Below are 21858 nucleotides of genomic sequence, written 5' to 3'. Positions count from 1 at the left end.
AAGGCGCCAAGACCTACGGCTGGATCGAGGCCCTCAACGAACTGGCAGAGGCCTATCCAGGTCGCATCAGGTAAAACGACCAAGACCAGCAGCAAGATCAGCTTTACACACTACGAGTTACAAGCTCTGCCCGGCGGCAACGGGGCCTCCGACGTCGGCAGTGACAGCGTGTTGTCTCAGCGCAAATCGGACGGGACCAGCGCGTGGAACGTACTGCGGTGGTTCCCCGCGGAGTGCAACGGGACCCTGTCAGCGCGCCACAACTGGTTCTGGCAGCCAGGCGAGTACTGGCGGAGCCCGTCGGAACTGATGGAGATGTACTACGGGTCGGTGGGACGCAACTGCAACATGCTGCTGAACCTCTCCCCCAACCGGCAGGGCCTGCTGGACGACGCGGCGGTCGACACCCTCTCCCAGTTCGGCGGCACGGTGTCGCAGACGTTCGGCACCAACCTGGCCGCCGGCGCCGGTGCGGCCAACGACAGCGGGACCTCCAACAGCTCCGGCCACGCCCCCGGCCTGGCGGAGGACGGCGACCTGGACACCTCCTGGCAACCGACCGGCACGAGCGGCGGCCTCGTGCTGACCCTGCCGTCGGCGCAGACCTTCGACGTCATCTCGGTGCAGGAGGACCTGAACGTCGGCCAGCGCACCAGGTCGTTCGCGGTCGACGCGTGGAACGGAGGTTCCTGGACCCAGATCGCGACCGACACCACAATCGGGCACAAGAGACTGATCCGCCTGTCCTCTCCGGTCAGCACGACCCAGGTGAGGCTGAGGATCACCAGCGCACGGGCCAATCCCGCCATCGCCGAGGTCGGCCTGTACCGCCGGCCCGGTGGTAGCACCTCGTCGGGAAGCCAGATCAAGGGTGTGGGCTCGGGCCGATGCCTGGACGTCAACGGCGCCTCGCAGTCGAACGGCGCACAGGTGCTGATCTGGGACTGCAACAGCCAGGACAACCAGAAGTGGGCCTCGACCAGCGCGACCGAGCTGCGGGTCTACGGCAACAAGTGCCTGGACGTCAACGGCGGCGCCACCGCCGACGGCACCGCGGTGATCATCTGGGACTGCAACGGCCAGAACAACCAGAAGTGGCGCCTCAACTCCGACGGCACCATCACCGCCATCGGCGCGAACAAGTGCCTGGACGTCAACGGCGGCGGCACCGCCAACGGCACCAGGGCCCAGATCTGGACCTGCAACAGCCAGAACAACCAGAAATGGACGCGAAGCTGATCCGTTTGCATCACGCCCACGGTGCGGCACATGCAGGTGGTCGGGCGTCCGGTTGAGCCAGCGTTCGCCGGACCCCGGCCGCGAGAGCAGCGACTGCCACGGAGATCCGGTGTGGACCCCTGTGTCCCGGCGAGTGCCGGGACACAGGGCGGTTGTGCGCTTCGCCGAGCTCGCCGAGTACCTCGGGCATGCCGGTCCGGGCTTCACTCTGCGGACCTACGCGCACCTGATGCCCGGCTCACACGACCGCGCCCGGCGGGCCGTCGACGACCGGCTGTTCCGTCCCCGCGCCGTGTCTGACGGAACAGCGACGGAACAGCGACGGAACAGGGGGTCGATGCGGGGTGCTCGCCGGCAGGGCGGAATCACTGAACCTGCAGGCCGGTGACGGCGCGGCCTATCAGGAGGCGTTGGATCTCGGACGTGCCCTCGAAGATGGTGTAGATCTTGGCGTCGCGGTGGAAGCGTTCGACGGGGTGGTCGCGGGTGTAGCCGGCGCCGCCGAGGATCTGGATGGCCTGTTCGGTGACCCACACCGCGCTCTCGCCGGCGACCAGTTTGGACATCGAGCCCTCCGCCTGGTCGAAGGGGCGGCCGTTGCGGGCCATCCATGCGGCGCGCCAGGTCATCAGGCGGGCGATGTCCACGCGCGTCGCCATCTCGGCGAGCAGGAAGGCGACGGCCTGGTTCTGGCCGATCTTGCGGCCGAACTGCTCGCGCTCGCGGGCGTAGTCGCGGGCGTATTCGTAGGCGGCGCGCGCGATGCCGACGGCCATGGCGGCGACGGTGGGCCTGGTGGTCTCGAAGGTGCGCATGGCGGCCTGCTCGCCGCTGCGGCCGCCCTCGCGGACGCGGGCCAGGCGGGCGTCGAGCTTCTCCTTGCCACCCAGCAGGCAGCGGCCCGGCACGCGCACGTCGGAAAGGACGACCTCGGCGGTGTGGGAGGCGCGGATGCCGTGCTTCCTGAACTTCTGCCCCTGCGACAGCCCCGGGGTGCCGGGCGGGACGACGAAGGACGCCTGGCCGCGGGTGCGCAGGTCAGGGTCGACGGAGGCCACGATGACGTGGACGTCGGCGATGCCGCCGTTGGTGGCCCAGGTCTTGACGCCGTTGAGCACCCACTCGTCCTTGCCCTGGTCGTACACGGCGCGGGTGCGGATGGCGCCGATGTCGGAGCCGGCGTCGGGCTCTGAGGCGCAGAAGGCGCCGAGCTTGACCTCGTCGGCGGTGCCGAACATCTGGGGCAGCCACTCCCCCATCTGCTCGGAGGTGCCGTTGGAGGCGAGCGCCGCGGCGGCCAGGCCGGTGCCGACGATGGACAGCCCGATGCCGGCGTCGCCCCAGAAGATCTCCTCGAAGGCGACCGGGATGCCGAGTCCGCTCGGCTCGAACCACTGCTGGGCGAAGAAGTCGAGCGAGTACAGCCCGATCTTCGCGGCCTCCTGGATGACCGGCCAGGGGGTCTCCTCGCGCTCGTCCCATTCGGCGCCGGCGGGACGGATCACGGTGGCGGCGAAGTCGTGGACCCAGTCGCGTACCTCGCGGAGGTCCGCGCTCGGTTCCGGGCAGAAATCGCTCGCGCTCTCAGCCATCGTGACAACTCCTCAGGGCAACGGACCAGACGATCGGTGTCGGGGACGTATATTCCCACGACAGCGGGCGTTACCAACGGTAACATCCGAGCGCTGTCACCCTACCCGCATCCCGCCGCCCGGCCGATGCGAACGGCGGCCAGGGCGGACATGCCGAAGGACGGCCAGGGCTGGTCCGCCCGGGCCGTCCTTCGGTGGATGCGTCTTCGCGCCGCGGCGCGCGGGGCGACCCCCGTGCGCCGGGACGCCTGCGGGCGGCGGGCCCGCGCGCACGGCGCGACGCCCGCGCAGGGCGCGTGACGCCCGGAGGCGTTCCGCGCGGCGGGCCGGCCGGTCAGTCCTCGTCGGCGCTCCAGATCCAGTTGCCGTGGCCGCGGTCGCGGTACGAGCCCTGGGTCTGCACGTTGAGGCGGTCGACGTGGACGCCCTTGGCGGGGTTGGTCCGCGGGTCGTCGATCTTGATGACGTCGAAGCCCCTGTTGAAGTCGCTGGCGTAGATGTAGCCGTTGTAGTAGTAGGCAGACCAGAAGCCGCCCGAGCCCTCGGCGGCGGGCCCGCGCTCGAAGTAGCCGATCTCAGCGGGGTGGGCCGAGTCGGTGAAGTCCCAGATCGAGGCGCCGCCCTGGTACCACGCCTGCACCATGATGTCGCGGCCCTTGACCGGGATCAGCGAGCCGTTGTGCGCGACGCAGTTCTCGGTGTCGGCCTGGTAGCGCGGGATCTTGTAGTAGTTCTTGAAGACCAGCCGGCCCCCGACGATGTCGTAGATCGCGTCCGCGCCGCGGTTCGGGCCGACGACCGCGTTGCAGGTGGCCGCGCCGCCGCCGCCGAGCTCGTCGGTGAACACGACCTTCGTACCGGCGTTGTTGAAGGTGGCCGAGTGCCAGAAGGCGAAGTTCGGGTCGGTCACCCGCGCGGTCACCTTGGGGTTCTCCGGGTCCCTGATGTCGAACAGCACGCCGTCGCCCATGCACGCGCCGGCCGCGATGCCCTTCTCGGCGTAGACGGTGATGTCGTGGCAGCCGCTGGTGGGGACCAGCAGGCCCGGCTGGGTCTCGTTGCCGCCGTCGGGGAACACGACGGGCGTGGCCACCACCGAGGCGGACACCGGGTCACGCAGCGGGACCTTGACGATCGAGATCTTGTCGTGCGGCGGCTGGCAGTCGGGGTAGGTCGCCGACGGGCTGTAGGAGGAGATGTACAGGTAGACGTTGCCGCGCCGCTTGTCGGGCACCAGCGTGTGGGTGTGCGACCCGCAGTTGGTCTCGACCGACTTGATGTACCTGGGGTTGGCCTTGTCGCTCACGTCGAAGATGCGGATGCCCTCCCAGGACTCCTTCACCGACGCCGGCTGCGCCGCGCTGTTGCAGGAGTCGTCCGAGCGGGAGGAGTCGACCGAGGCGAACAGCAGGTTCCCGTAGACCGACAGGTCCATCTGGGATCCCGGGCACACCACCGAGCTGACCACGGAGGCCTTCTTGGGGTTCTTGATGTCGTAGATGGAGAAGCCACCGTAGTTGCCGACGAAGGCGTAGTCGCCCTGGAAGGCGATGTCGGTGTTGATGGTGGCGGCGATGGCCGCGGGTTTCGGGACGTTCGCCACATGCTGGACGTTCGGGCTCATGACGATCTGGTCGGTGCCCGGGATGTCCGCTGCCTGGGCCGGGACCGTCGCCAGCAGCATCGCCGCGACCGAGCCCGCCAGGACGAGGAACCGGCCGGTCAGGCCGCCTCTGCGGGGGGTGGACAACACCTCAGGACCCTCCTTGGTGCTTTTTGCCAGAGGTGAACACAGTTGAGGAGATCATGTCCCAAACTCCGCGGTGTTGCCATAGTCCACTTTGTCAGCAAAATGTGCCAACATTCCGTCTTTACCCCAAACTCCGCGCTGGGTTAGGGTGCAGCCGCACAGCAGAGATCTTCAAGGAGGCCGGGTGCGCTTCGCGCTCCTCATCGCCGCCGGTGTGGTCGCGCTCACCGTGACCGGCTGTTCGGGAGGCTCCGCGACGCCGGTCGCGACCTCCACCGTCCCCGTCATCGTCCCCGGCAAGCCGGGCGAGGCGGCCAAGACCCTTCCCCCGGGAGCGACCGTCACCGCCGTCCCCTCCCCCACGGCCAACGCGGCGGACGTGGTCTTCATGCAGGACATGGTCGTCCACCACCGCCAGGCGCTCGACATGAGCGCCCTGGCAGCCACCCGCGCGGCGTCCGGGGACGTGAAGCGCATCGCGGCCCGGATATCGGACACGCAGGGGCCGGAGATCAACGCGATGATCCGATGGCTCCAGCAGCAGGGCCAGCGCGTCCCCGACCACCACACGGCCCACCACGACGCCATGCCCGGCATGGCCACCGAGCGGCAGCTCTCCGACCTGCGGGCCGCCTCCGGCGCCGGCTTCGACCGCCTCTACCTGCAGCTGATGACCGCCCACCACATGGGCGCCGTCACCATGGCCGCCGGCGAGATGGAGAAGGGCTCGCACATCACCGTGCAGGAGCTGGCCGAGGACATCTCGGTCACCCAGACGGCCGAGATCCAGCGCATGCGCCGCATCCGCCCCGGCGGGTGAGCCCCGGCGTATCCGCGGGATGTGACCCATCTCTCCGGGGCGGCCGGGGAGGCCCGGACGGCCCGCGGTTAGAGTGATCAGGTGGACCTCGCGGCTCTCGCCCTGCCCATCGTGCAGGCTCCTCTCGCCGGCGGCCCCTCGACTCCGGAGCTGGCCGCCGCGGTCTCGTCGGCCGGCGGCCTCGGGTTCCTGGCCGCCGGTTACCGCTCCTCGGACGATCTGCGTTCCGACATCGCCTCCGTGCGCGCCCGCACGGACGCGCCGTTCGGCGTCAACCTGTTCGTCCCCTCCAAGGGCGAGGTCGACCGGACGGCCGTCGACGCCTACGCCGGGCGCCTGCGCGGCGAGTCCGAGCGGTACGGCGTGGCCCTCGGCGTGCCGGCGGACGACGACGACGGCTGGCAGGCCAAGCTCGCGGTCGTCACCGCCGAGCGGGTGCCTGTGGTGTCGTTCACCTTCGGGCTGCCCGCGCGCGAGGTGATCGACGAGGTGCGCGCCGCCGGCGCGCGGGTCATCGTGACGATCACCACTCCCGAGGAGGCGTCGGCCGCGCACGACGCCGGAGCGGACGCGCTGGCGGCCCAGGGCATCGAGGCCGGCGGCCACCGCGGCGGCTTCACCGACGACGGCGGAGACTACGGCCTGCTCGTGCTCCTGAGACTGACCCTGCGCGCAACGCCGCTGCCCGTGATCGCCGCCGGGGGCATCGCCGACGGCGCCGGCATCGCGGCCGTCCTGACGGCGGGCGCCGTCGCCGCCCAGCTCGGCACCGCCTTCCTGCGCACCCCGGAGGCCGGCACCAGCCCCGCGCACCGCCAGGCACTGAGCTCCTACGACCGCACGGCCGTCACCCGGGCGTTCACCGGCAGGCGGGCCCGGGGGCTGGTCAACCGCTTCCTCCGGGAGCACTCGGGCGAGGCGCCCTCGGCGTATCCGCAGGTCCATCACCTGACCGCGCCGCTGCGGGCGGCGGCGCGCAAGGCCGGCGACGCCGACACCATCAACCTGTGGGCGGGGCAGGGCTTCCCGTTCGCCGAGGAGATCCCCGCCGCGGAGCTCGTGCGACGGCTCGCCTCGGAGGCCGAGGAGGCCCTCAAGCGCGCCGCCCGCCGCTCCTTCGGCTGACGGTTCGCCGGTCGCGGTCCGCCGGAGGCGTCCAGGCCGGCTCGGAGGCCTCGGTCACCGGAGGCGTCCAGGCCGATTCGGAGCCCTTGGTCAGCGGTAGGCGTCCAGGCCGAGTTTGGCGGCGACGAGCAGGCCGCAGACGGCGGCGGCGTAGCGCAGGCTCGCCCCGGGCAGCCGGCGGGCCAGCACGGGGCCGAGCCGCCCTCCGACCAGGAATCCCGCCGCGAGCGGCAGCACGGCGGCCCACTGAACCGGTCCGAACACGGCGAACCCGATGGCGGCCACGGCGTTCGCCAGCCCGGACAGCACGTTCTTGAAGGCGTTGAGCCGGACCGGCGCCTCGCGCACCATCGACGCGAGCACGGCGAACATCAGGATTCCGCCGGCCGCCCCGAAATATCCGACGTACGCGGCGACGGCGAACACCCCCGCGCGCAGCAGCCGGTTCCCCCCTCCGCCCGGCGCGTCCGCTGCCCCGTCCGGCCTCGGCGGACGGAACAGCAGCAGTGACGCGGCGGCGATCAGGCAGGGAGCGATCATCTCGAACATCCGCGACGGCGTCACCAGCAGCAGCGCCGCGCCGACGACCCCGCCCGCCATCGACATGGTCCCGAGCGGGAGCAGCCGCCCGCTCTGACCGGCGAGTTCGGGTCGCGACCCGGCCGCCGCGCCGAGAGCGGTGAACACCAGCGAGACGGTGTTGGTGACGTTGGCGCTCAGCGGCGACAGCCCGAACGCCAGCAGGGCCGGGTAGGAGACGATCGACGCCAGGCTCACCACCGTGCTCACCAGACCGGCCGCCACTCCGACCGTCACCAGCCCCAGCGCGTCCGTGATCGTCACGGCCACCACCCAACCACGGCCGGCGTGACCCTCGACCGCCACCCCCACCTCCTCGGCCTTCCCGCCTCCTCGGCCTCCCTGCCTCCTCGGCCTCCGGTTCGCCGGGTCCTCGGCTCCTCGGTGGCCCGGGCCGGTGACCGGCGAGGCCGGACGGCGCGGGCCAGGTGCGCCGGCGCGAGGTCCGGCGCGGCGCCGGGCGCGGTGTCCAGTGCGGATTGTGGCAGGAAACGGTCAGCCGACGGCAGCTTACTGCCTTTCATTTCTCTGTTCCGCGGCCCGGAGAAAGCGCAGAGTTGGTGGTGCGAGAACAAATCCCCAGACCACGGAAAAGGAACCGGAAATGCAGAGCCAGACTCCCTTCCCCGCGAACGGCGCACCCGCCGCGGCCGCCCCGCACGGGCGCGTCCGTCGCCTCGCCGCACCCGTCCGAACGCTCGCCGCGGCGGGCACCACCTGGGACTGAAGGGAGGAACGGCCATGCTCGTCGTGCTGACGATGCGCCCGGCCCGAGGGCGCAAGATGGACGCGAACGTCGACGGGAAACGACTGCTGGCGCTGCTGCCGAAACAATGGGAAAAGGAGTTCAAACAGGCCGCCGGTTTCGTCGCCATTCGCATCGAGACCGATGAGAACATCAGGTCCGCGCAGATCCACGCGCAGGTGGTGTCGGTGCTCACCAATCCCGAACTCGGCCCCTGGCGGCTGGTCTCCTACGAGACGCTGCTCCGCGACCACCGCCCGCCCCGGGCGACCGTACCGGTGGCGCCGGCCCGAAGGGCGGACCAGCGTGCCCAGTGGAACTGACCGCGGCCCGCCGGGCCCCACGACCTCACCGGCCATCGGAGACGGTACGCGGCGACCCGGCCGAAAGGAGGCGGCCACGCGACGACAAGCCCCGTTGAAGCCCACGACCAGGAACAGGAGAAGCACCGGCGACTGACGGATCCGACGGAAAGTGAGGGATGAACCGGACGGGCGGCGCACGACCAGGGACGGAGGCACGACCGGACGACGAGGGACGGGACAGATCATCCGCGGGCATCGACCGATCCCCGCACATACGACTAGAGCATTTGGAGGTGGTTCGCGGAACCGGCGACACGGCCATGAGATGAAGGCCGGAGGCCCAAGGCCGGTCCGCCGGGAGGACATCACATCGCGCGTACGAGGTTCACCCCGCACAGCGAACGTCAGGTCGCGACCACAGGCGGCGTCACAGGCGCAAGATCGGATTGCCCGGGCGCATGAACTCACATGGTCGGCACGAGAACGTCGCGAGCAGAGGCCGAGTCGCCAACACACGAGAAAGTCCGGCGGATCACGAACGACAGGAGGCGGGCACAAGCGCGAGGTCATCACATATGCGAGATGAAACCGGGAGGCACAACGTCAGACTTTCCCCCGAGCAGGTCGCCGGCATGAAACGCATCGACACACGAGATCAGAACGGGAGACACAACGCCGGACTTTCTTCATCAGAGCAGGCCGCCGACATGAGAACGGATCGCACACGCGGAATCAGACAGGGAGATGGAACGTCAGGATTCGATCATCTGAGCAGGTCGCCGACATGAGATCAGGAACGCACACGTGAGATCACCCTGAGAGGTACGAGGTCAGGTTTCGATCACCCCGGCGGTTGGCCGGCATGAGGTCGGATTGCGAGCAGGAGTGACGGCGAAAGGAGCATTCGCGAGGTGGGCCCCGGCGCCGCCCTGGCAGGTCCAGCGGCGATCGCCGGGGCCCGGGCAGACCGACCCGCGCGCTCGGACCAGAGGCGCTTCCCCCTTACGACGAATGTGATGGATGACAATGATCTTCGCGGTTATCGATGAGAACCACCGTCGAGCGGGGAGCCTCCTCGCTTCTCGCGACCGGCGCGCCGGACGGGCGTGGAGCACTCGCCCGTGGACGCCTCATGACGCGCGGCGACGTCACGGCCGGCACCCCCGGCTGTGCGGGAGGCGTCCCCGCCTCTGGACGGGCCACGCGCGAGGCCGCGGCCACAGTGGACGGCTCTTCGCCCGCCCCGGGCGCGTCCGCGGCCGCGTCCTGCGACTGCTGGGGCGGCGCACGAGAGTCCGTATCCCGCGACCGCGCGGCCGGCGCCCACGACCACGGGGAGGGCCCTGACGGCCGCCGCGGGCGGCGCGAACACGACGGGGATGGCAAGCCGGCATGCACAATAAGCCGGGCGAGCAAGATGACCGGACGGGAGCTCGCGGCGACAACGTCCGCCCCACCTCGGGTGGCCGACATCGACCAGGGCTTCTGTGAACGTACACAGATGGAAATGCCCGCCAGAAACCCGCCAGGCCGCTGACGTCGTGGTTAGCGAGGGCGCTGACCTGACTGTTTCCGGACGTCTTCCCAAGCCCGTTGGGGCACATTACCGTGCACGTTCACATAACCGTCCTTTCCCTGACGGAGGACCTATGAGAAGGACGTTGGCGGCGGTGTCGTGCGGCGCCGCGCTGCTGTTCCCGATGGTGGCGGTGACGCCGGCGCGGGCCGCGACGACGGTGACGAACGGGGGGTTCGAGTCCTCCGGCACCGGGGTGGCGAGCCCCCCGGGATGGACGACGTCCGGCACGGCGTCCGCCGACTACACCGAGACCGGCGGGCGTTCCGGCTCCTACCGGCTCACCCACTGGTCGTCGTCGGCGTACACGGTGAAGACGTCGCAGACGCTCACCGGCCTGGCCGCCGGCCCCTACACGCTCAGTCTGTACGTCAAGAACGGCGGCGGGCAGGGGTCGGTGTACGCGGGCCTGGAGAACTGCGGCGGTCCGGCCGCGCAGACGGCGCTGCCGGTGACCGCCGACTGGCTGAAGGTCGTCGTGTCGGCGAACGTCTCCGGCGGTTCCTGCACGATCAGCCTGTACTCCAGCGCCTCGGCCGGGAACTGGGCCAGTTTCGACGACGTCTCGTTCGCGGCGGGCGCGAGCAACCTGTCCGTCAAGGGGGCGGACGTCTCGACGCTGGCCAAGTCCGAGGCGTACGGCGGCGTCTACTACGGGTCCGACGGGGCGAGGCGGGACGCACTGTCGGTGCTGAGGTCCTCTGGCGCGAACTACGCGCGGCTGAAGGTCTGGGTGCGCCCGGCGGACGGCTACAACGACAAGGCGCACGTGCTGGCCATGGCGCGGCGGGTGAAGGCCCTGGGCATGGGCCTGCTCGTGGACTTCCACTACTCCGACCGCTGGGCCGACCCCGGCACGCAGACCAAGCCCGCGTCGTGGGCCTCACTGCCGTTCGACCAGCTCAGGCAGGCCGTGTACGACCACACCTACGACGTGCTGAACGCGCTGAAGGCACAGGGCACGACGGCCGACATGGCGCAGATCGGCAACGAGATCAACGACGGCATGCTGTGGGAGGACGGCCGGGCCTCGGCGAACTTCGGCAGGCTCGCCCAGTTGCTCAACGCCGGGTCGGACGCGGTCAGGGCCGTGTCGTCGTCGACGAAGCTGGTCGTCCACCTGGCCGAGGGCGGCAACAACTCGCTCTTCCGCTGGTTCTTCGACAACGCCAGGAACAACGGCGTGCGCTACGACGTCATCGGCGCCTCCTACTATTCGTACTGGCACGGCACGCTCGCCGCCATGCAGGCCAACCTCCTCGACATCAGGTCCAGGTACGGCAAGCCGGTGTTCCTCGCCGAGACGGCCTACCCCTTCACGACGGGCAACGACGACGGCGAGCCCAACATCATCACGGCCGCCACCCCCTACACCGGCTACCCGGCGACGCAGGCGGGCCAGGCGGCCATGTTCCGCGACGTGCTGAGCACGGCGCAGGCGGCGGGCGCGCTCGGCGCCTTCTACTGGGAGCCGACCTGGACGGCCGTCACCGGGAACGGCTGGGACCCCGAGAACCCCGGCTCGGGCGACGGCTGGGACAACCAGGCCCTGTTCGACTTCAACAACCGGCCGACCGCCGCCATGGCCCAGTTCGCCCATCCCTGACCCGGCCGCGCCGCCAGAACCCCGACACGTCGAGCCGCCGCCGGCGGGAGCCATGAGGCCCCGCCGGCGGCGGCTCGCGCCGTTTCCGGGTGCTACAGTCATGAACATACGTTCATGAACGACCGTTCATGGCAGAGTGGCCGGGAACACAGGAGCTTCCGGGCCGACGGAAGGGACGTACGCCGAATGACCTCGATCGTCAACACCGCGCAGGCCGAGGCGTGGAACGGGTACGAGGGCTCACACTGGGCCGACAACCACGACCGCTACGACGCGGTCAACAACGGCTTCAACGACCATCTGCTCCGTGCGGCCGCCATCGGTGAGCACGACCAGGTGCTGGACGTCGGCTGCGGCAACGGCCAGGTGACCCGGCTGGCCGCGCGGCTCGCCCCGCTGGGCGCGGCCACGGGGCTCGACCTGTCGGCGCCGATGCTCAGGCGGGCACGAGCGCTCGCCGACGCCGAAGGCGTGCGGAACCTCGCCTTCGAGCAGGGGGACGCCCAGGTGCACCCCTTCCCCGAAGGCGCCTACGACGTGGCCATCAGCCGGTTCGGCGTCATGTTCTTCGCCGACCCGGTGGCGGCGTTCGCCAACATCGGCCGCGCACTGCGCCCGGGCGGGCGCGTCGCCTTCCTCGCCCTGCAGACGATGGACCGGAACGACCTCGGCCGGGTCTTCGCCGGACTGCGGGCTCTGCTCCCCCCGACCGCCGCCGTCGAGGCGGCCCACGGCCCGGGGCCCGACTCACTCGCCGACCCGGCGCGGGTGCGGCAGATCTTCACCGCCGCGGGCTTCTCCGACGTCGCCTGCACGCCCGTCGAGGCTCCCCAGGTCTGGGGACGCGACACCGAGGACGCGGCCGCGTTCCTCGGCGACTGGGGCCCTGTGCACCATTGGCTCGGCCAGGTGGACGCCGCGGCGGCGGCCAAGGTACGCCGGGCGCTCGCCGAGGCGCTGGCCCCCTTCGAGCAGGACGGCGCCGTCCGCCTCAACGGCGCCGCCCTGCTCATCACCGCCCTCCGCCCCTGACCCGGCCCCGATTCGACACCCCGCGCCGCCCCCGATCACCGGCGGGGGCGGCGGTCAATACGATGTGGCGTGATGTCTCCGAGAAAAGCGGCAGCGCTGCGTGACGGCGGCGGGCAGAGCCTGCGCGACCACCTGATCGCCACCGCCGAACGCCTGATCGCCGAGGGCGGCACCGCGAGCCTCACCGTGCGCGCCATCGCCCGGGAGGCGCGGGTCGCCGACGGCGTGCTGTACAACCACTTCGCCGACAAGGAAGAGCTGCTCGCGCTCGGCCTGCACGCGCACGTCCGCAGCGTCGAGAAGGCGCTGGGCGAACCGCCGCGCACGGCCGGTGAGGGCACGGTGGCCGCGAACCTGCGCGCCTACATCGCCTACAGCCTGGCGCTGCACATCGCGATCATGCCCGCCTTCGCCGGTCTGCTGGGCCGGCCTCAGGTGCTGGCGAATTTCGACCGGCTGTCCAACCCGATGGCCGGCGGGCGCGGCCTGCGCGCCGACCTGGCCGGCTACCTGCGCGCCGAACAGCGCCTCGGCCGCCTGTCCCCCGGCGCCGACGTGGACGCCGCCGCCACGATGATCATCGGCGCGTGCCACGACCTGGTCCTCCCGCGCCTGTTCACCGGCGCGCCGGCGACGCCCGTCCCCGACACCCTCATCGACGCCCTCGTCACGACCATCATGCACGGCATCACCCCCACCCCCGGCCGCCCCTCACCCGACGCCACGACCAAGGACGGCGAGCGCGCCAACGAAGGGCCGTGACTCCTGGGCCCCCGCGTAGGGCGATCAGGTCGGGGTGTTCTGACCTACGCGTCTGCGATCGGCCGGGCGCTGGTCGACGCCCGGCTGTACCTAGTCGACGACGCCTTACGGCTCGCACAATGATTGCGACGACGATCGCGCCGTCCACGTGCCGGGGACGAATCGGAGGCGTTTCATGGCCGCCAGTGATGACCACCACGCCGCGCTCGATCGACGGACGGAGCCCTTCGACACACTGACCGCGGCGCTCGGGGGCCTGTTCGTCGGGCACTGTCTGGGCGCCGTGGCCAGGTTCAGCGTCGCCGACGCGCTCGACGACACGCCGCGGACGGCCCAGGAGCTGGCCGAACTCACCGGGGCGAATCCCGAGGCCCTCAGTCGTGTGCTTCGCCTCCTCGCCGCCCATGGAGTCTTCGCGGCCGGCGACGACCGCTTCACCCACACCGGCGCGTCGCGAATGCTCCGTTCCGACCATCCCCAGTCTTGGCGTGACTTCGTGGCGACATTCGGAACCGAACGTACTGCGAAGCACCTGGGCTACTTCGACTACTCACTCCAGACGGGACTCCCGGCCACGAACAAGCTGAATCCGGACGGGTTCTTCGCCATCCTTCAGAGTGATCCCGAGGCGGGCCGGGTCTTCGACGCCGCGATGGTCTCAAAGGCGCGTATCCAGGTCGCGAGCGTCCTGGCCGCCTACGACTTCTCGGACCGCGGAACGATCGCCGACATCGGCGGCGGCCAAGGACACCTCCTGCGGGCGGTGGTGGACGCGGCCGAGCGAACCACGGGCATCCTTTTCGACCTGCCCCCGGTGATCGAGCGTGCCGCGGAGATCGCCTCCGATCGGCTCACGCTGCAAGCCGGCGACTTCTTCGAGGACCCGCTGCCGGTCTGCGACACCTACATGCTCATGGACGTGATCCACGACTGGGACGTCGAGCGGGCCACGGCGATCCTGGCCGCCGTACGGAAGGCCGCTCCGCCGCATGCGCGGCTGTTGTTGGTGGAGAGCGTCATCCCCGACGACCCTGGGCCCGACTGGTCCAAAGCCATGGACATCATGATGCTCATCCACACCGGCGGCAGGCAACGCACCCACAGCGAACACGAGTCGCTGTTGCGGACCTGCGGTTTCCGGCTCGAGCGGGTCGTCGCGACGACATCAGATATGTCGATCCTCGAGGCGGTGTGTGCCTGACCGGGCACTGATCTGTGTCCGCGTCGAGCGGGATCCCGGCCGGTCTTCTTGGGAAGGGGGTGTTGGGCGGCAGGTGAGGAGGTTGGGGAGGTGGGAGGCGGCGTATTCGGGGATCTCGGCCATCGGGGGGCGTTCGGGGGCGGCGACGTCGCGGTCGATCGGCAGGTGGCCGGCCTCGCCGCGGCGGAACTGGGTCAGCCCGGAGGCGGGGACGTGCATGGGCACGATCTTGCGCTGGCGTTCCAGGCGCGCCCACGCCGTGTGCATGATCTGCCCGGCCATGACACCGAGGGCCTCGGTGGACTGGTGGGAGTGCACCCGCCTTCCGAGGTCCACCTGGGCGAGCGCGTCCAGGCCGGCGTACTCCAGCAGGTCGACGAGCAGGCCGAGTTCCACGCCGTACCCGGTCGCGAACGGCACGCGTTCCAGCACCTCGCGGCGACCCGCGTACTCCCCGGCGAGCGGCTGGACGAAGCCGGCGAGCAGCGGCCAGTGCAGGTTCAGCATGGGGCGGGCGACCAGCTCGGTGACGCGCCCGCCGCCGCTCTGCGCCTCGCGCAGCGGCCGGTCGTAGCACCCCTTGACGTACACCACGGAAGGGTCGGCGAGTAGGGGGCCGAGCAGGCCGGTGACGAAGCCGGTGCCGAACTCGCGCAGGTCGGCGTCGATGAACACCAGCACGTCGCCGGAGGTGACGGCCAATGACTTCCACAGCACGTCGCCCTTGCCGTCCATCGGCGCCACGGCGGGCAGGATCTCGTCCTGGGCGAAGACCTTGGCCCCCGCCTGCACGGCGCGGGCGGCGGTGTCGTCGGTGGAGCGCGAGTCGATGACGACGAGCTCGTCGACGAGCGGGACGTCCTCCACCAGGTCGCGGCGGATCGCCGAGACGATCTCGCCGACGGTTGCGGCCTCGTTCCTGGCCGGGAGGACGACGCTGATCCTGGTGTCGCCCTTCGCGGCGATCAGGTCGCCGACCGGCCAGTCGGCCGATGCCGTCGTACGGTCGCGCAGCCACGTCTTCACCTCAGGCAGCACGCGATCCCCCCGTCGCCTCCCATCACCTGACGTATCACTTTAAGCGGCGCGATCGCCTCCTTTGGCGGCGCGGCCGTACCGGGGCCGCCGGGTCAGGGGCCGGCGTGGCGTTCGAGGAAGGAGTAGACGTCGGCCTCGTCCACACCGGGGAACGAGCCCGGGGGCAGGGCCGCCAGCACGTGGGAGTTGGCCCGCGCCGAGGGCCAGGCATAGCCCTCCCAGCGCTGGGTCAGCTCGGCCGGCGGGCGGCGGCAGCAGTCTCCGGACGGGCAGTTCGACTTGGTCCTGTTGGTGGTCTCCCGGCCCCGGAACCAGCGGGACTCGCGGTAGGGGACGCCGAGCGTGATGGCGAAGTCGCGCTCGCGCGAGGGGTCGACGTGGGCGATGCAGAAGTAGGTGCCGGTGGGCGAGTCGGAGTACTGGTGGTACACCGAGAAGCGGTCGGGTGACAGGAAGACCTGGCGCCCGGACCAGCGCAGGCACATCCGCTGCCCCTCTATGGCGCCCTGCTCGTCGGCGGGGAAGACGATGCCGTCGTTCTCGTAGGCCTTGTAGATGATGCCGCCCGCGTCGTTGCGGACGAAGTGGCACGCCAGGTCCAGGTGGTGGGTCGCCAGGTTGGTGAAGCGGTGCGCGGCCATCTCGTAGGAGACGGCGAACACGTCCCGCAGGTCCTCCACCGACAGCGCGCGGTCGCGCTTGGCCTCCTGCAGGTAGGGGACGGCGGCCGTCTCGGGCACCAGGACGGCGGCGGCGAAGTAGTTGGCCTCGGTGCGCTGGCGCAGGAAGTCGGCGAAGTCGCGGGGCTTGTGGTGGCCGAGCGCGAGGTGGCCGAGGGTCTGCAGCAGGATCGTGCGCGGAGTGTGCATGCCGAGCTGCTCGTGCTGGACGTAGATGCGCCGGTTGCGCAGGTCGGTGATCGACCGCACCGAGCGGGGAAGGTCCTGCGCGGTCCGCACGGTGAAGCCGAAGTGGGTCACCAGCGCCTGCACGGTGCCCTGCGACAGCGCGCCCGTGCGGTAGCCCACGGCGGCCAGCGCCTCGGCCGCGGCGGTCTCGATCTCGGCGAAGTAGTTGCCCTGCTCGCGCTGCTTGCGCCGCAGCTCGGCGTTGGCCGCCCTGGCCTCCTCGGGGGTGGCGGTGCCCTTGGCCTCGCGCGAGCGCAGCTCCTCGTACAGCCCGACGATGTGCTCCAGGACGTCGCTCGGCACCCGGGCGGAGACCTTCAGCCGGGGCAGGCCGATCGAGGCGTAGACGGGGTCGCGCTGCGCCTCCTCCAGAGCGATCTCGAGCTGCGCGCGGCGGCTCGGGGCCTGGCGGCGCAGCAGTTCCTCGACCGGTACGCCGAGCGCGACGGCGAGCGCCTTGAGCAGCGACAGCTTGGGCTCGCGCTTTCCGTTCTCCAGCAGGGAGAGCTGGCTCGGGGCGCGCCCGACGCGTTCGCCGAGCTCCGACAGGGTGAGCCCGCGCTGCTTGCGCAGGTGCTTCAGCCGCTGGCCGAACGCGAGGAGGTCGAGCTCCTGCGTCAAAGACAGCGGTTCTTCTCCCACCAAAGACGCCATAGCACGATCCTAAACGCAAATTCCACCGTTCTTCCAGCCTTACCCGGGTACCTGGGCCGCTCGCGCCGCGGCCGTGCGCTCCTGTCCCGTCCGCGCCGCCACCCCGACCGCTCCCGCGCGGGCCGGCGACGGACCCGGCGACCGTGACAGTGATCCAGAGCGGACGGATTGGTCTAGTCCATAGTGAAAACTTTGCGTTTCTTGCCGCGTGAATACTGCCGAGTATTCATCAGACCCGAAAATTCTGACAGCTTTCACGCGATCACTCTTGTTCTGGCGGCTCGAACCATCGCAGACTCGAACCAAGCCCCCAGAGGACGCCGAAGGAGTCAAAATGGAAGATCGCCTCAAGGGAGCTGCAGATGAGCTGCGGCGCGACTGGGAGAGCGACCCGCGCTGGAAGGACGTCGAGCGGACCTACACGGCCGAGGACGTCGTCCGCCTGCGCGGCACCGTGCAGGAGGAGCACACTCTCGCCCGTCTCGGCGCCGAGCGGCTGTGGTCACTCCTGCGGACCGACGAGTACGTGCACGCACTGGGAGCCCTCACCGGCAACCAGGCCGTGCAGCAGGTCAAGGCGGGCCTGAAGGCCATCTACCTGTCCGGCTGGCAGGTCGCGGCGGACGCCAACCTCGGCGGCCAGACCTACCCCGACCAGAGCCTGTACCCGGCCAACTCGGTGCCCGCCGTGGTGCGCCGGATCAACAACGCGCTGATGCGCGCCGACCAGATCACCTGGTCGGAGGGCGAGGCGGACGCTCCGCACTGGATGGCCCCCATCGTCGCCGACGCCGAGGCCGGCTTCGGCGGCGTCCTCAACGCCTTCGAGCTGATGAAGGGCATGATCGCCGCGGGCGCGGCGGGCGTGCACTGGGAGGACCAGCTCGCCTCGGAGAAGAAGTGCGGCCACCTCGGCGGCAAGGTGCTGATCCCGACCAGCCAGCACATCAAGACCCTCAACGCGGCCCGCCTCGCGGCGGACGTGTGCGACGTGCCGACCCTGATCATCGCGCGGACCGACGCCCAGGCCGCGACGCTCCTGACCAGCGACGTCGACGCCCGCGACCAGGCGTTCACCACCGGCGAGCGCACTCCCGAGGGCTTCTACCGCGTGCGAAACGGCGTGGACGCCTGCATCGCCCGCGGCCTGGCCTACGCCCCGTACTCCGACCTGCTGTGGATGGAGACCTCCACACCCGACCTGGACGTGGCGCGGCGCTTCGCGGAGGCGATCAAGGACCGTTTCCCCGACCAGATGCTCGCCTACAACTGCTCGCCGTCGTTCAACTGGAAGCAGCACCTGGACGACTCGACCATCGCCAAGTTCCAGCGCGAGCTCGGCCACATGGGCTACCGCTTCCAGTTCATCACCCTGGCGGGCTTCCACTCGCTGAACTACTCGATGTACCACCTCGCGCGCGGCTACGCCGAGGAGGGCATGCCCGCCTACGTCGAGCTGCAGGAGGCGGAGTTCGCCGCCGAGCGGCAGGGCTACACCGCGACGCGCCACCAGCGCGAGGTGGGCACCGGCTACTTCGACCTGGTCAGCACCGCCGTCGCACCGGACTCCTCGACGGTGGCGCTCAAGGGCTCGACCGAGGCCGAGCAGTTCACCCGCTCTCAGCACTAGGTTCGCGCGGCACGGGGCGGTCAGGCCGGCAGGGCGGTAGGACGGCGCGGGCGGTCAGGCCGAGGGGGAGGAATCGCTGAGGGTGGGAGTGGGCTGCGGCGGCGTCGGCTCCGGCGACTCGCCGTCCCCCCACTCCGGGACCTGGCTGATGCTGATCGTCGGCTTGGGGCTCTTGGTGGGCTTCGGATCGCCGGTGCCGCCGGGCGGACGCGGGCTGGGCGGGCACGGCTTCTCCTTGCCGCGCTTGTTCCGGCACGGCTGAGGCTCGTCGGGCACCTGGGGCCGGGGCGTCGTGCGCTTGGGGGACGGCGACGGCGGCGGCGAAGGGACGGGGGTCTGCCAGGTGGCCGTCGGCGCCCCCTCCGGCCCCTCGGTGCGGCGCGCCGACGGCGACCCCGGCGGGTTCGGCGTGGTGGTGAACGCCGGCAGGCGCCCGGGGGCGGTGGCGGTGCCGGACGGGGACCCGTAGTCGGTGCCGCGAACGACGGGCCCCGAGGTGTCCAGCACCTCGACCGGGACGCGCGACCCCTGGAGCGGCACCGCGACCGGCACCCTGCCGGCGCGGTTCGCGCTCTCGTCGATGCGGGTCGCGCCGGTGCTCGCCGCCGCGACGGTCACCGCGGCGATCGACACCGTGGCGAGCGCCGCGAAGCCGGCGTGCGAGGCGTGCCCGCGCCGGGCCGCCGCCCGCCGCGCCGCCCGCGCGCCCGTGGTGGGCGCGCCGTCCTGCCGCTCGTCCTCACCGGCGCCGGCGAGCTTGAGGTGCCGCGCGCCCATCGGGTACGGGACGGGCGCCCAGATCTCCTCCAGCACGGCGGTCACGGCCTCACGGCGGTCCCAGGAACGGTCGACTCCCCCGGCGTCCAGCAGCCATCCGAGCAGCGCCGCGGCCCCGGGCCGGTCGCCGGGCTCCTTGGCCAGCGCGGCCGAGACCGGGTCCCACAGCAGCTTGGGCACCGAGGACAGCCGGGGCTGCTCGACCAGGATGCGCCGCGTGAGCACGTCGGCCTCGCCGGCGCCGAACGGGTGGTGGCCGGTCGCGGCGTAGGCGACCAGGCAGCCCCAGGCGAACACGTCGGAGGCGGGGATCGCCGGGCCGCCGGTGAGGCGCTCGGGCGCCACCCAGCCGGGGCTGCCCATGACCTGCCCGGCCTGCGTGTGCGCGACGGCGGCGTCGAGGTCCCTGGCGATGCCGAAGTCGATGATCCGCGGCCCCCTGGGCGAGAGCAGCACGTTGCCGGGCTTGAGGTCGCGGTGGACGAAGCCGGCCTCGTGGATGGCCACCAGCGCGGCCGCGGCTCCGAGGGCGACGCCGTAGGCGAGGTCGGGCGTGAGCGGCCCCCGCACGGCGACCACCTGGGACAGGGACGGGCCGGGGATGTACTCGGTCACCAGGTAGGGCCGGTCGCGGTCGGTGCCGTCCTCCTCGACGGCGGCGGTGCAGAACGGCACCACGCGGCGGGAGAACTCGACCTCCTCGGCGAAGCGCGCGCGCAGCGTCGGGTCGCCGAGATGGACCGAATGCGGGGTCTTGAGCGCGACGAGGCCGCCCTCGGGCCGCTCGGCGAGGTAGACCACGCCCATGCCACCGGCGCCGAGCCTGCCGAGCAGGAGGTAGCGCCCGATGATGACCGGGTCGCCCACCGTCAGCGGCCGAACGCCTGGAGGCGTCCCGCTTGGGACGCCTGCTCCGCCACGTGCCATCCGGAGATGACCTCCCTTCGGGGTACGGCACAGGCCACTGTGTCTCCCCGTGAGGACATCTGGCGTGAACTAGTTGAAAGCGGCATGAGAGGTAAGGTGACTGATCCCTGCAGGTAAGGAAGCGGTGTGCCGCCTGTGACGACAGGGACCGCTGTGAGCTGCCGACTTCCCGGGACGCCCCCTCTCACAGGGCTCCCTGACGGCCCGTCGGACCCGGTCGTGCGGGTCGGCCGGCGGCGCTGGAAACCGGACCCCTCGGCCGTGCGAGACCCCGGCGCCGCCGTTTCAGGCAGCGCGGAAACCCGGCGCACCTACGGCACCGGAACCGGCGACCTCGCGGCGCGGGAACCGGTGACCCTGCGGCACCGGAACCGGCGCCCGCGTTCAGGCGGCGGCGGTGGACCCGGGACCCTCGGGCACGCCGGCCCCGGCCACCGCGGACCGGACGGCCGTCGACCCGACGGCTGCGGACCCGGCCACCGCCGACCCGGCCACCGTGGCCCCTGCCACCGCGGACCCGACGGCCGTGGCGCCGGACGGCTCGCTCGCGCCGGAGGCGGCGACGGCGTCCAGGAACCGCCCGATGTGGCGGAAGACCATCTGCGCCTCCGGGACGACGTCCGCCAGCATCGCGAACACGTGCGGCATGCGGCGCCACTCCTCGTAGGTCACCTTCACCCCGGCCCGGCGCGCCTGGAGGGCGACGCGGCGGTCCTCGTCGCGCAGCACCTCGGTGGACCCGGTCACGACCATCATGGGCGGCAGGCCGGTGTAGTCCCCGTACACGGGCGAGACCAGCGGGTCATGGCAGTCCAGGCCCGCGGTCCAGCGGCGCGCGAGCCAGTCGACCCGGCCGGCGGACAGCATCGGGTCGGCCCAGCGGTTGGCCCTGCGCCGCACGTCCGACAGGTCGGCCCACGGCGACAGGCAGATCGCGGCGCCGGGCAGCGGCATGCCGCGGTCGCGCAGCGCGAGCAGCGTGGCCAGGGTGAGGTGCCCGCCGGCGGAGTCGCCGGCGACGATGACGTCCTGCGGGGCGAAGCCGCGGTCGAGCAGGCCCTGGTAGGCGTCCAGGGCGTCGGCCAGCGACTCCGGCAGCGAGTGGATCGGCCCCTGGCGGTAGTCGAGGGCGAAGACCGGACGGCGCGCGACCGCCGACAGGCGCCAGGTGATCGGGCGGTGCGTCGCCGGGGAGCAGAAGAAATAGGCGCCGCCGTGGAAGTAGAGCACCACCTTGCTCTCGTCCAGCTCGTCGCCGGCCCGCACCCACTCGGAGCCGCAGGGCTCCCCGTCCACCTTGTCGATCGTCACATGGCCCGGCACCGGGAGCGGCAGCCGCTGGCTCAGCTCGACGACCCGCGAGACGCAGCTGATGCCCAGGCCGTGCCTGACCAGAAGCGCCGACAGGGGTTTGGTGGTCCCGCGCATCAGCGTGTTGAACAGTGCGGCCCGCCAGCTGACGGGGTACGCGGGCTGGATGTCTACGTCGATCTCCCGAGACATCACGAACCTCCACCGGGCGATACCAATCCGAACGCCGTTCTATGCCGACGCGTATACCCCGGTTTACATGACGTTTACACGGTACGTCG

The 21858-nt window shown here is 71.1% G+C and carries 17 protein-coding genes; 10 read left to right on the top strand and 7 right to left on the bottom strand.

Annotated features, from left to right (window positions below):
• Positions 1–171 precede the first annotated feature (171 nt).
• On the top strand, positions 172–1239 hold the full coding sequence (locus ACFQSB_RS13845) for a lectin (RefSeq protein WP_380826753.1): 1068 nt from the start codon (positions 172–174) through the stop codon (positions 1237–1239).
• 365 nt (positions 1240–1604) lie between these two features.
• Here ACFQSB_RS13845 and ACFQSB_RS13840 read toward each other — a convergent pair whose 3' ends face one another.
• Both ACFQSB_RS13840 and ACFQSB_RS13835 read right to left on the bottom strand, forming a co-directional pair.
• Positions 1605–2831, bottom strand: coding sequence for an acyl-CoA dehydrogenase family protein (locus ACFQSB_RS13840; protein ID WP_380826752.1), 1227 nt, complete (start codon positions 2829–2831; stop codon positions 1605–1607).
• Between the two features lie 334 nt (positions 2832–3165).
• Entirely contained in the window at positions 3166–4581 is a 1416-nt protein-coding gene (locus tag ACFQSB_RS13835; protein ID WP_354836564.1) for an LVIVD repeat-containing protein, read from the bottom strand.
• A 184-nt stretch (positions 4582–4765) separates the two neighbouring features.
• Here ACFQSB_RS13835 and ACFQSB_RS13830 point away from each other — a divergent pair, with 184 nt between their 5' ends.
• Positions 4766–5401 carry a DUF305 domain-containing protein gene (locus ACFQSB_RS13830; protein WP_380826751.1) on the top strand — a complete coding sequence of 212 codons (636 nt, stop codon included), beginning with the start codon at positions 4766–4768 and terminating at the stop codon, positions 5399–5401.
• 81 nt (positions 5402–5482) lie between these two features.
• Positions 5483–6526, top strand: coding sequence for a nitronate monooxygenase (locus tag ACFQSB_RS13825; protein ID WP_380826750.1), 1044 nt, complete (start codon positions 5483–5485; stop codon positions 6524–6526).
• Positions 6527–6616: 90 nt separating this feature from the next.
• On the opposite strand, the gene ACFQSB_RS13820 is transcribed toward ACFQSB_RS13825, so the two are convergent.
• On the bottom strand, positions 6617–7369 hold the full coding sequence (locus tag ACFQSB_RS13820; protein ID WP_380826748.1) for a sulfite exporter TauE/SafE family protein: 753 nt from the start codon (positions 7367–7369) through the stop codon (positions 6617–6619).
• Between the two features lie 340 nt (positions 7370–7709).
• On the opposite strand from ACFQSB_RS13820, the gene ACFQSB_RS13815 reads away from it, so the two are divergent.
• From ACFQSB_RS13815 to ACFQSB_RS13790, 6 genes are all read left to right on the top strand, one after another.
• Positions 7710–7832 carry a hypothetical protein gene (locus tag ACFQSB_RS13815; RefSeq protein WP_354924307.1) on the top strand — a complete coding sequence of 41 codons (123 nt, stop codon included), beginning with the start codon at positions 7710–7712 and terminating at the stop codon, positions 7830–7832.
• A gap of 14 nt (positions 7833–7846) precedes the next feature.
• Positions 7847–8173, top strand: coding sequence for a hypothetical protein (locus ACFQSB_RS13810; protein ID WP_354836017.1), 327 nt, complete (start codon positions 7847–7849; stop codon positions 8171–8173).
• A gap of 1631 nt (positions 8174–9804) precedes the next feature.
• Entirely contained in the window at positions 9805–11337 is a 1533-nt protein-coding gene (locus ACFQSB_RS13805; protein WP_380826745.1) for a glycosyl hydrolase 53 family protein, read from the top strand.
• Positions 11338–11523: 186 nt separating this feature from the next.
• Entirely contained in the window at positions 11524–12369 is an 846-nt protein-coding gene (locus ACFQSB_RS13800; RefSeq protein ID WP_380826744.1) for a class I SAM-dependent methyltransferase, read from the top strand.
• A 72-nt stretch (positions 12370–12441) separates the two neighbouring features.
• Positions 12442–13131: a TetR/AcrR family transcriptional regulator gene (locus ACFQSB_RS13795; RefSeq protein WP_380826743.1), complete on the top strand. Its 690-nt coding sequence runs from the start codon at positions 12442–12444 to the stop codon at positions 13129–13131.
• Positions 13132–13306: 175 nt separating this feature from the next.
• Positions 13307–14332, top strand: coding sequence for a methyltransferase (locus ACFQSB_RS13790; protein ID WP_380826741.1), 1026 nt, complete (start codon positions 13307–13309; stop codon positions 14330–14332).
• Here ACFQSB_RS13790 and ACFQSB_RS13785 read toward each other — a convergent pair.
• Together ACFQSB_RS13785 and ACFQSB_RS13780 are read right to left on the bottom strand one after the other, a co-directional pair.
• Positions 14297–15370 (bottom strand): glucosyl-3-phosphoglycerate synthase, encoded by a 1074-nt coding sequence (locus ACFQSB_RS13785; RefSeq protein ID WP_380826740.1) that lies wholly within the window; start codon positions 15368–15370, stop codon positions 14297–14299. The two genes, ACFQSB_RS13790 and ACFQSB_RS13785, sit on opposite strands and share 36 nt — an antisense overlap.
• A gap of 92 nt (positions 15371–15462) precedes the next feature.
• A complete protein-coding gene (locus ACFQSB_RS13780) occupies positions 15463–16932 on the bottom strand; it encodes a helix-turn-helix domain-containing protein (RefSeq protein ID WP_380826739.1) in 1470 nt (489 codons plus the stop codon).
• Positions 16933–17266: 334 nt separating this feature from the next.
• On the opposite strand from ACFQSB_RS13780, the gene aceA reads away from it, so the two are divergent.
• The gene (aceA, locus tag ACFQSB_RS13775; RefSeq protein ID WP_380826737.1) at positions 17267–18562 is read left to right on the top strand and encodes an isocitrate lyase; all 1296 of its coding nucleotides are present in this window, start codon (positions 17267–17269) and stop codon (positions 18560–18562) included.
• A gap of 54 nt (positions 18563–18616) precedes the next feature.
• Here the strand turns inward: aceA and ACFQSB_RS13770 are convergent, their stop codons facing one another.
• A complete protein-coding gene (locus ACFQSB_RS13770) occupies positions 18617–20206 on the bottom strand; it encodes a serine/threonine protein kinase (RefSeq protein WP_380826735.1) in 1590 nt (529 codons plus the stop codon).
• A gap of 444 nt (positions 20207–20650) precedes the next feature.
• Positions 20651–21769, bottom strand: coding sequence for an alpha/beta hydrolase (locus tag ACFQSB_RS13765; RefSeq protein ID WP_380826733.1), 1119 nt, complete (start codon positions 21767–21769; stop codon positions 20651–20653).
• Between the last annotated feature and the right edge of the window lie 89 nt (positions 21770–21858).

The organism is Sphaerisporangium rhizosphaerae (assembly GCF_042665155.1).
GTDB classification, from domain to species: domain Bacteria; phylum Actinomycetota; class Actinomycetes; order Streptosporangiales; family Streptosporangiaceae; genus Sphaerisporangium; species Sphaerisporangium rhizosphaerae.
This window is presented reverse-complemented; position numbering and strand designations above follow the sequence as displayed.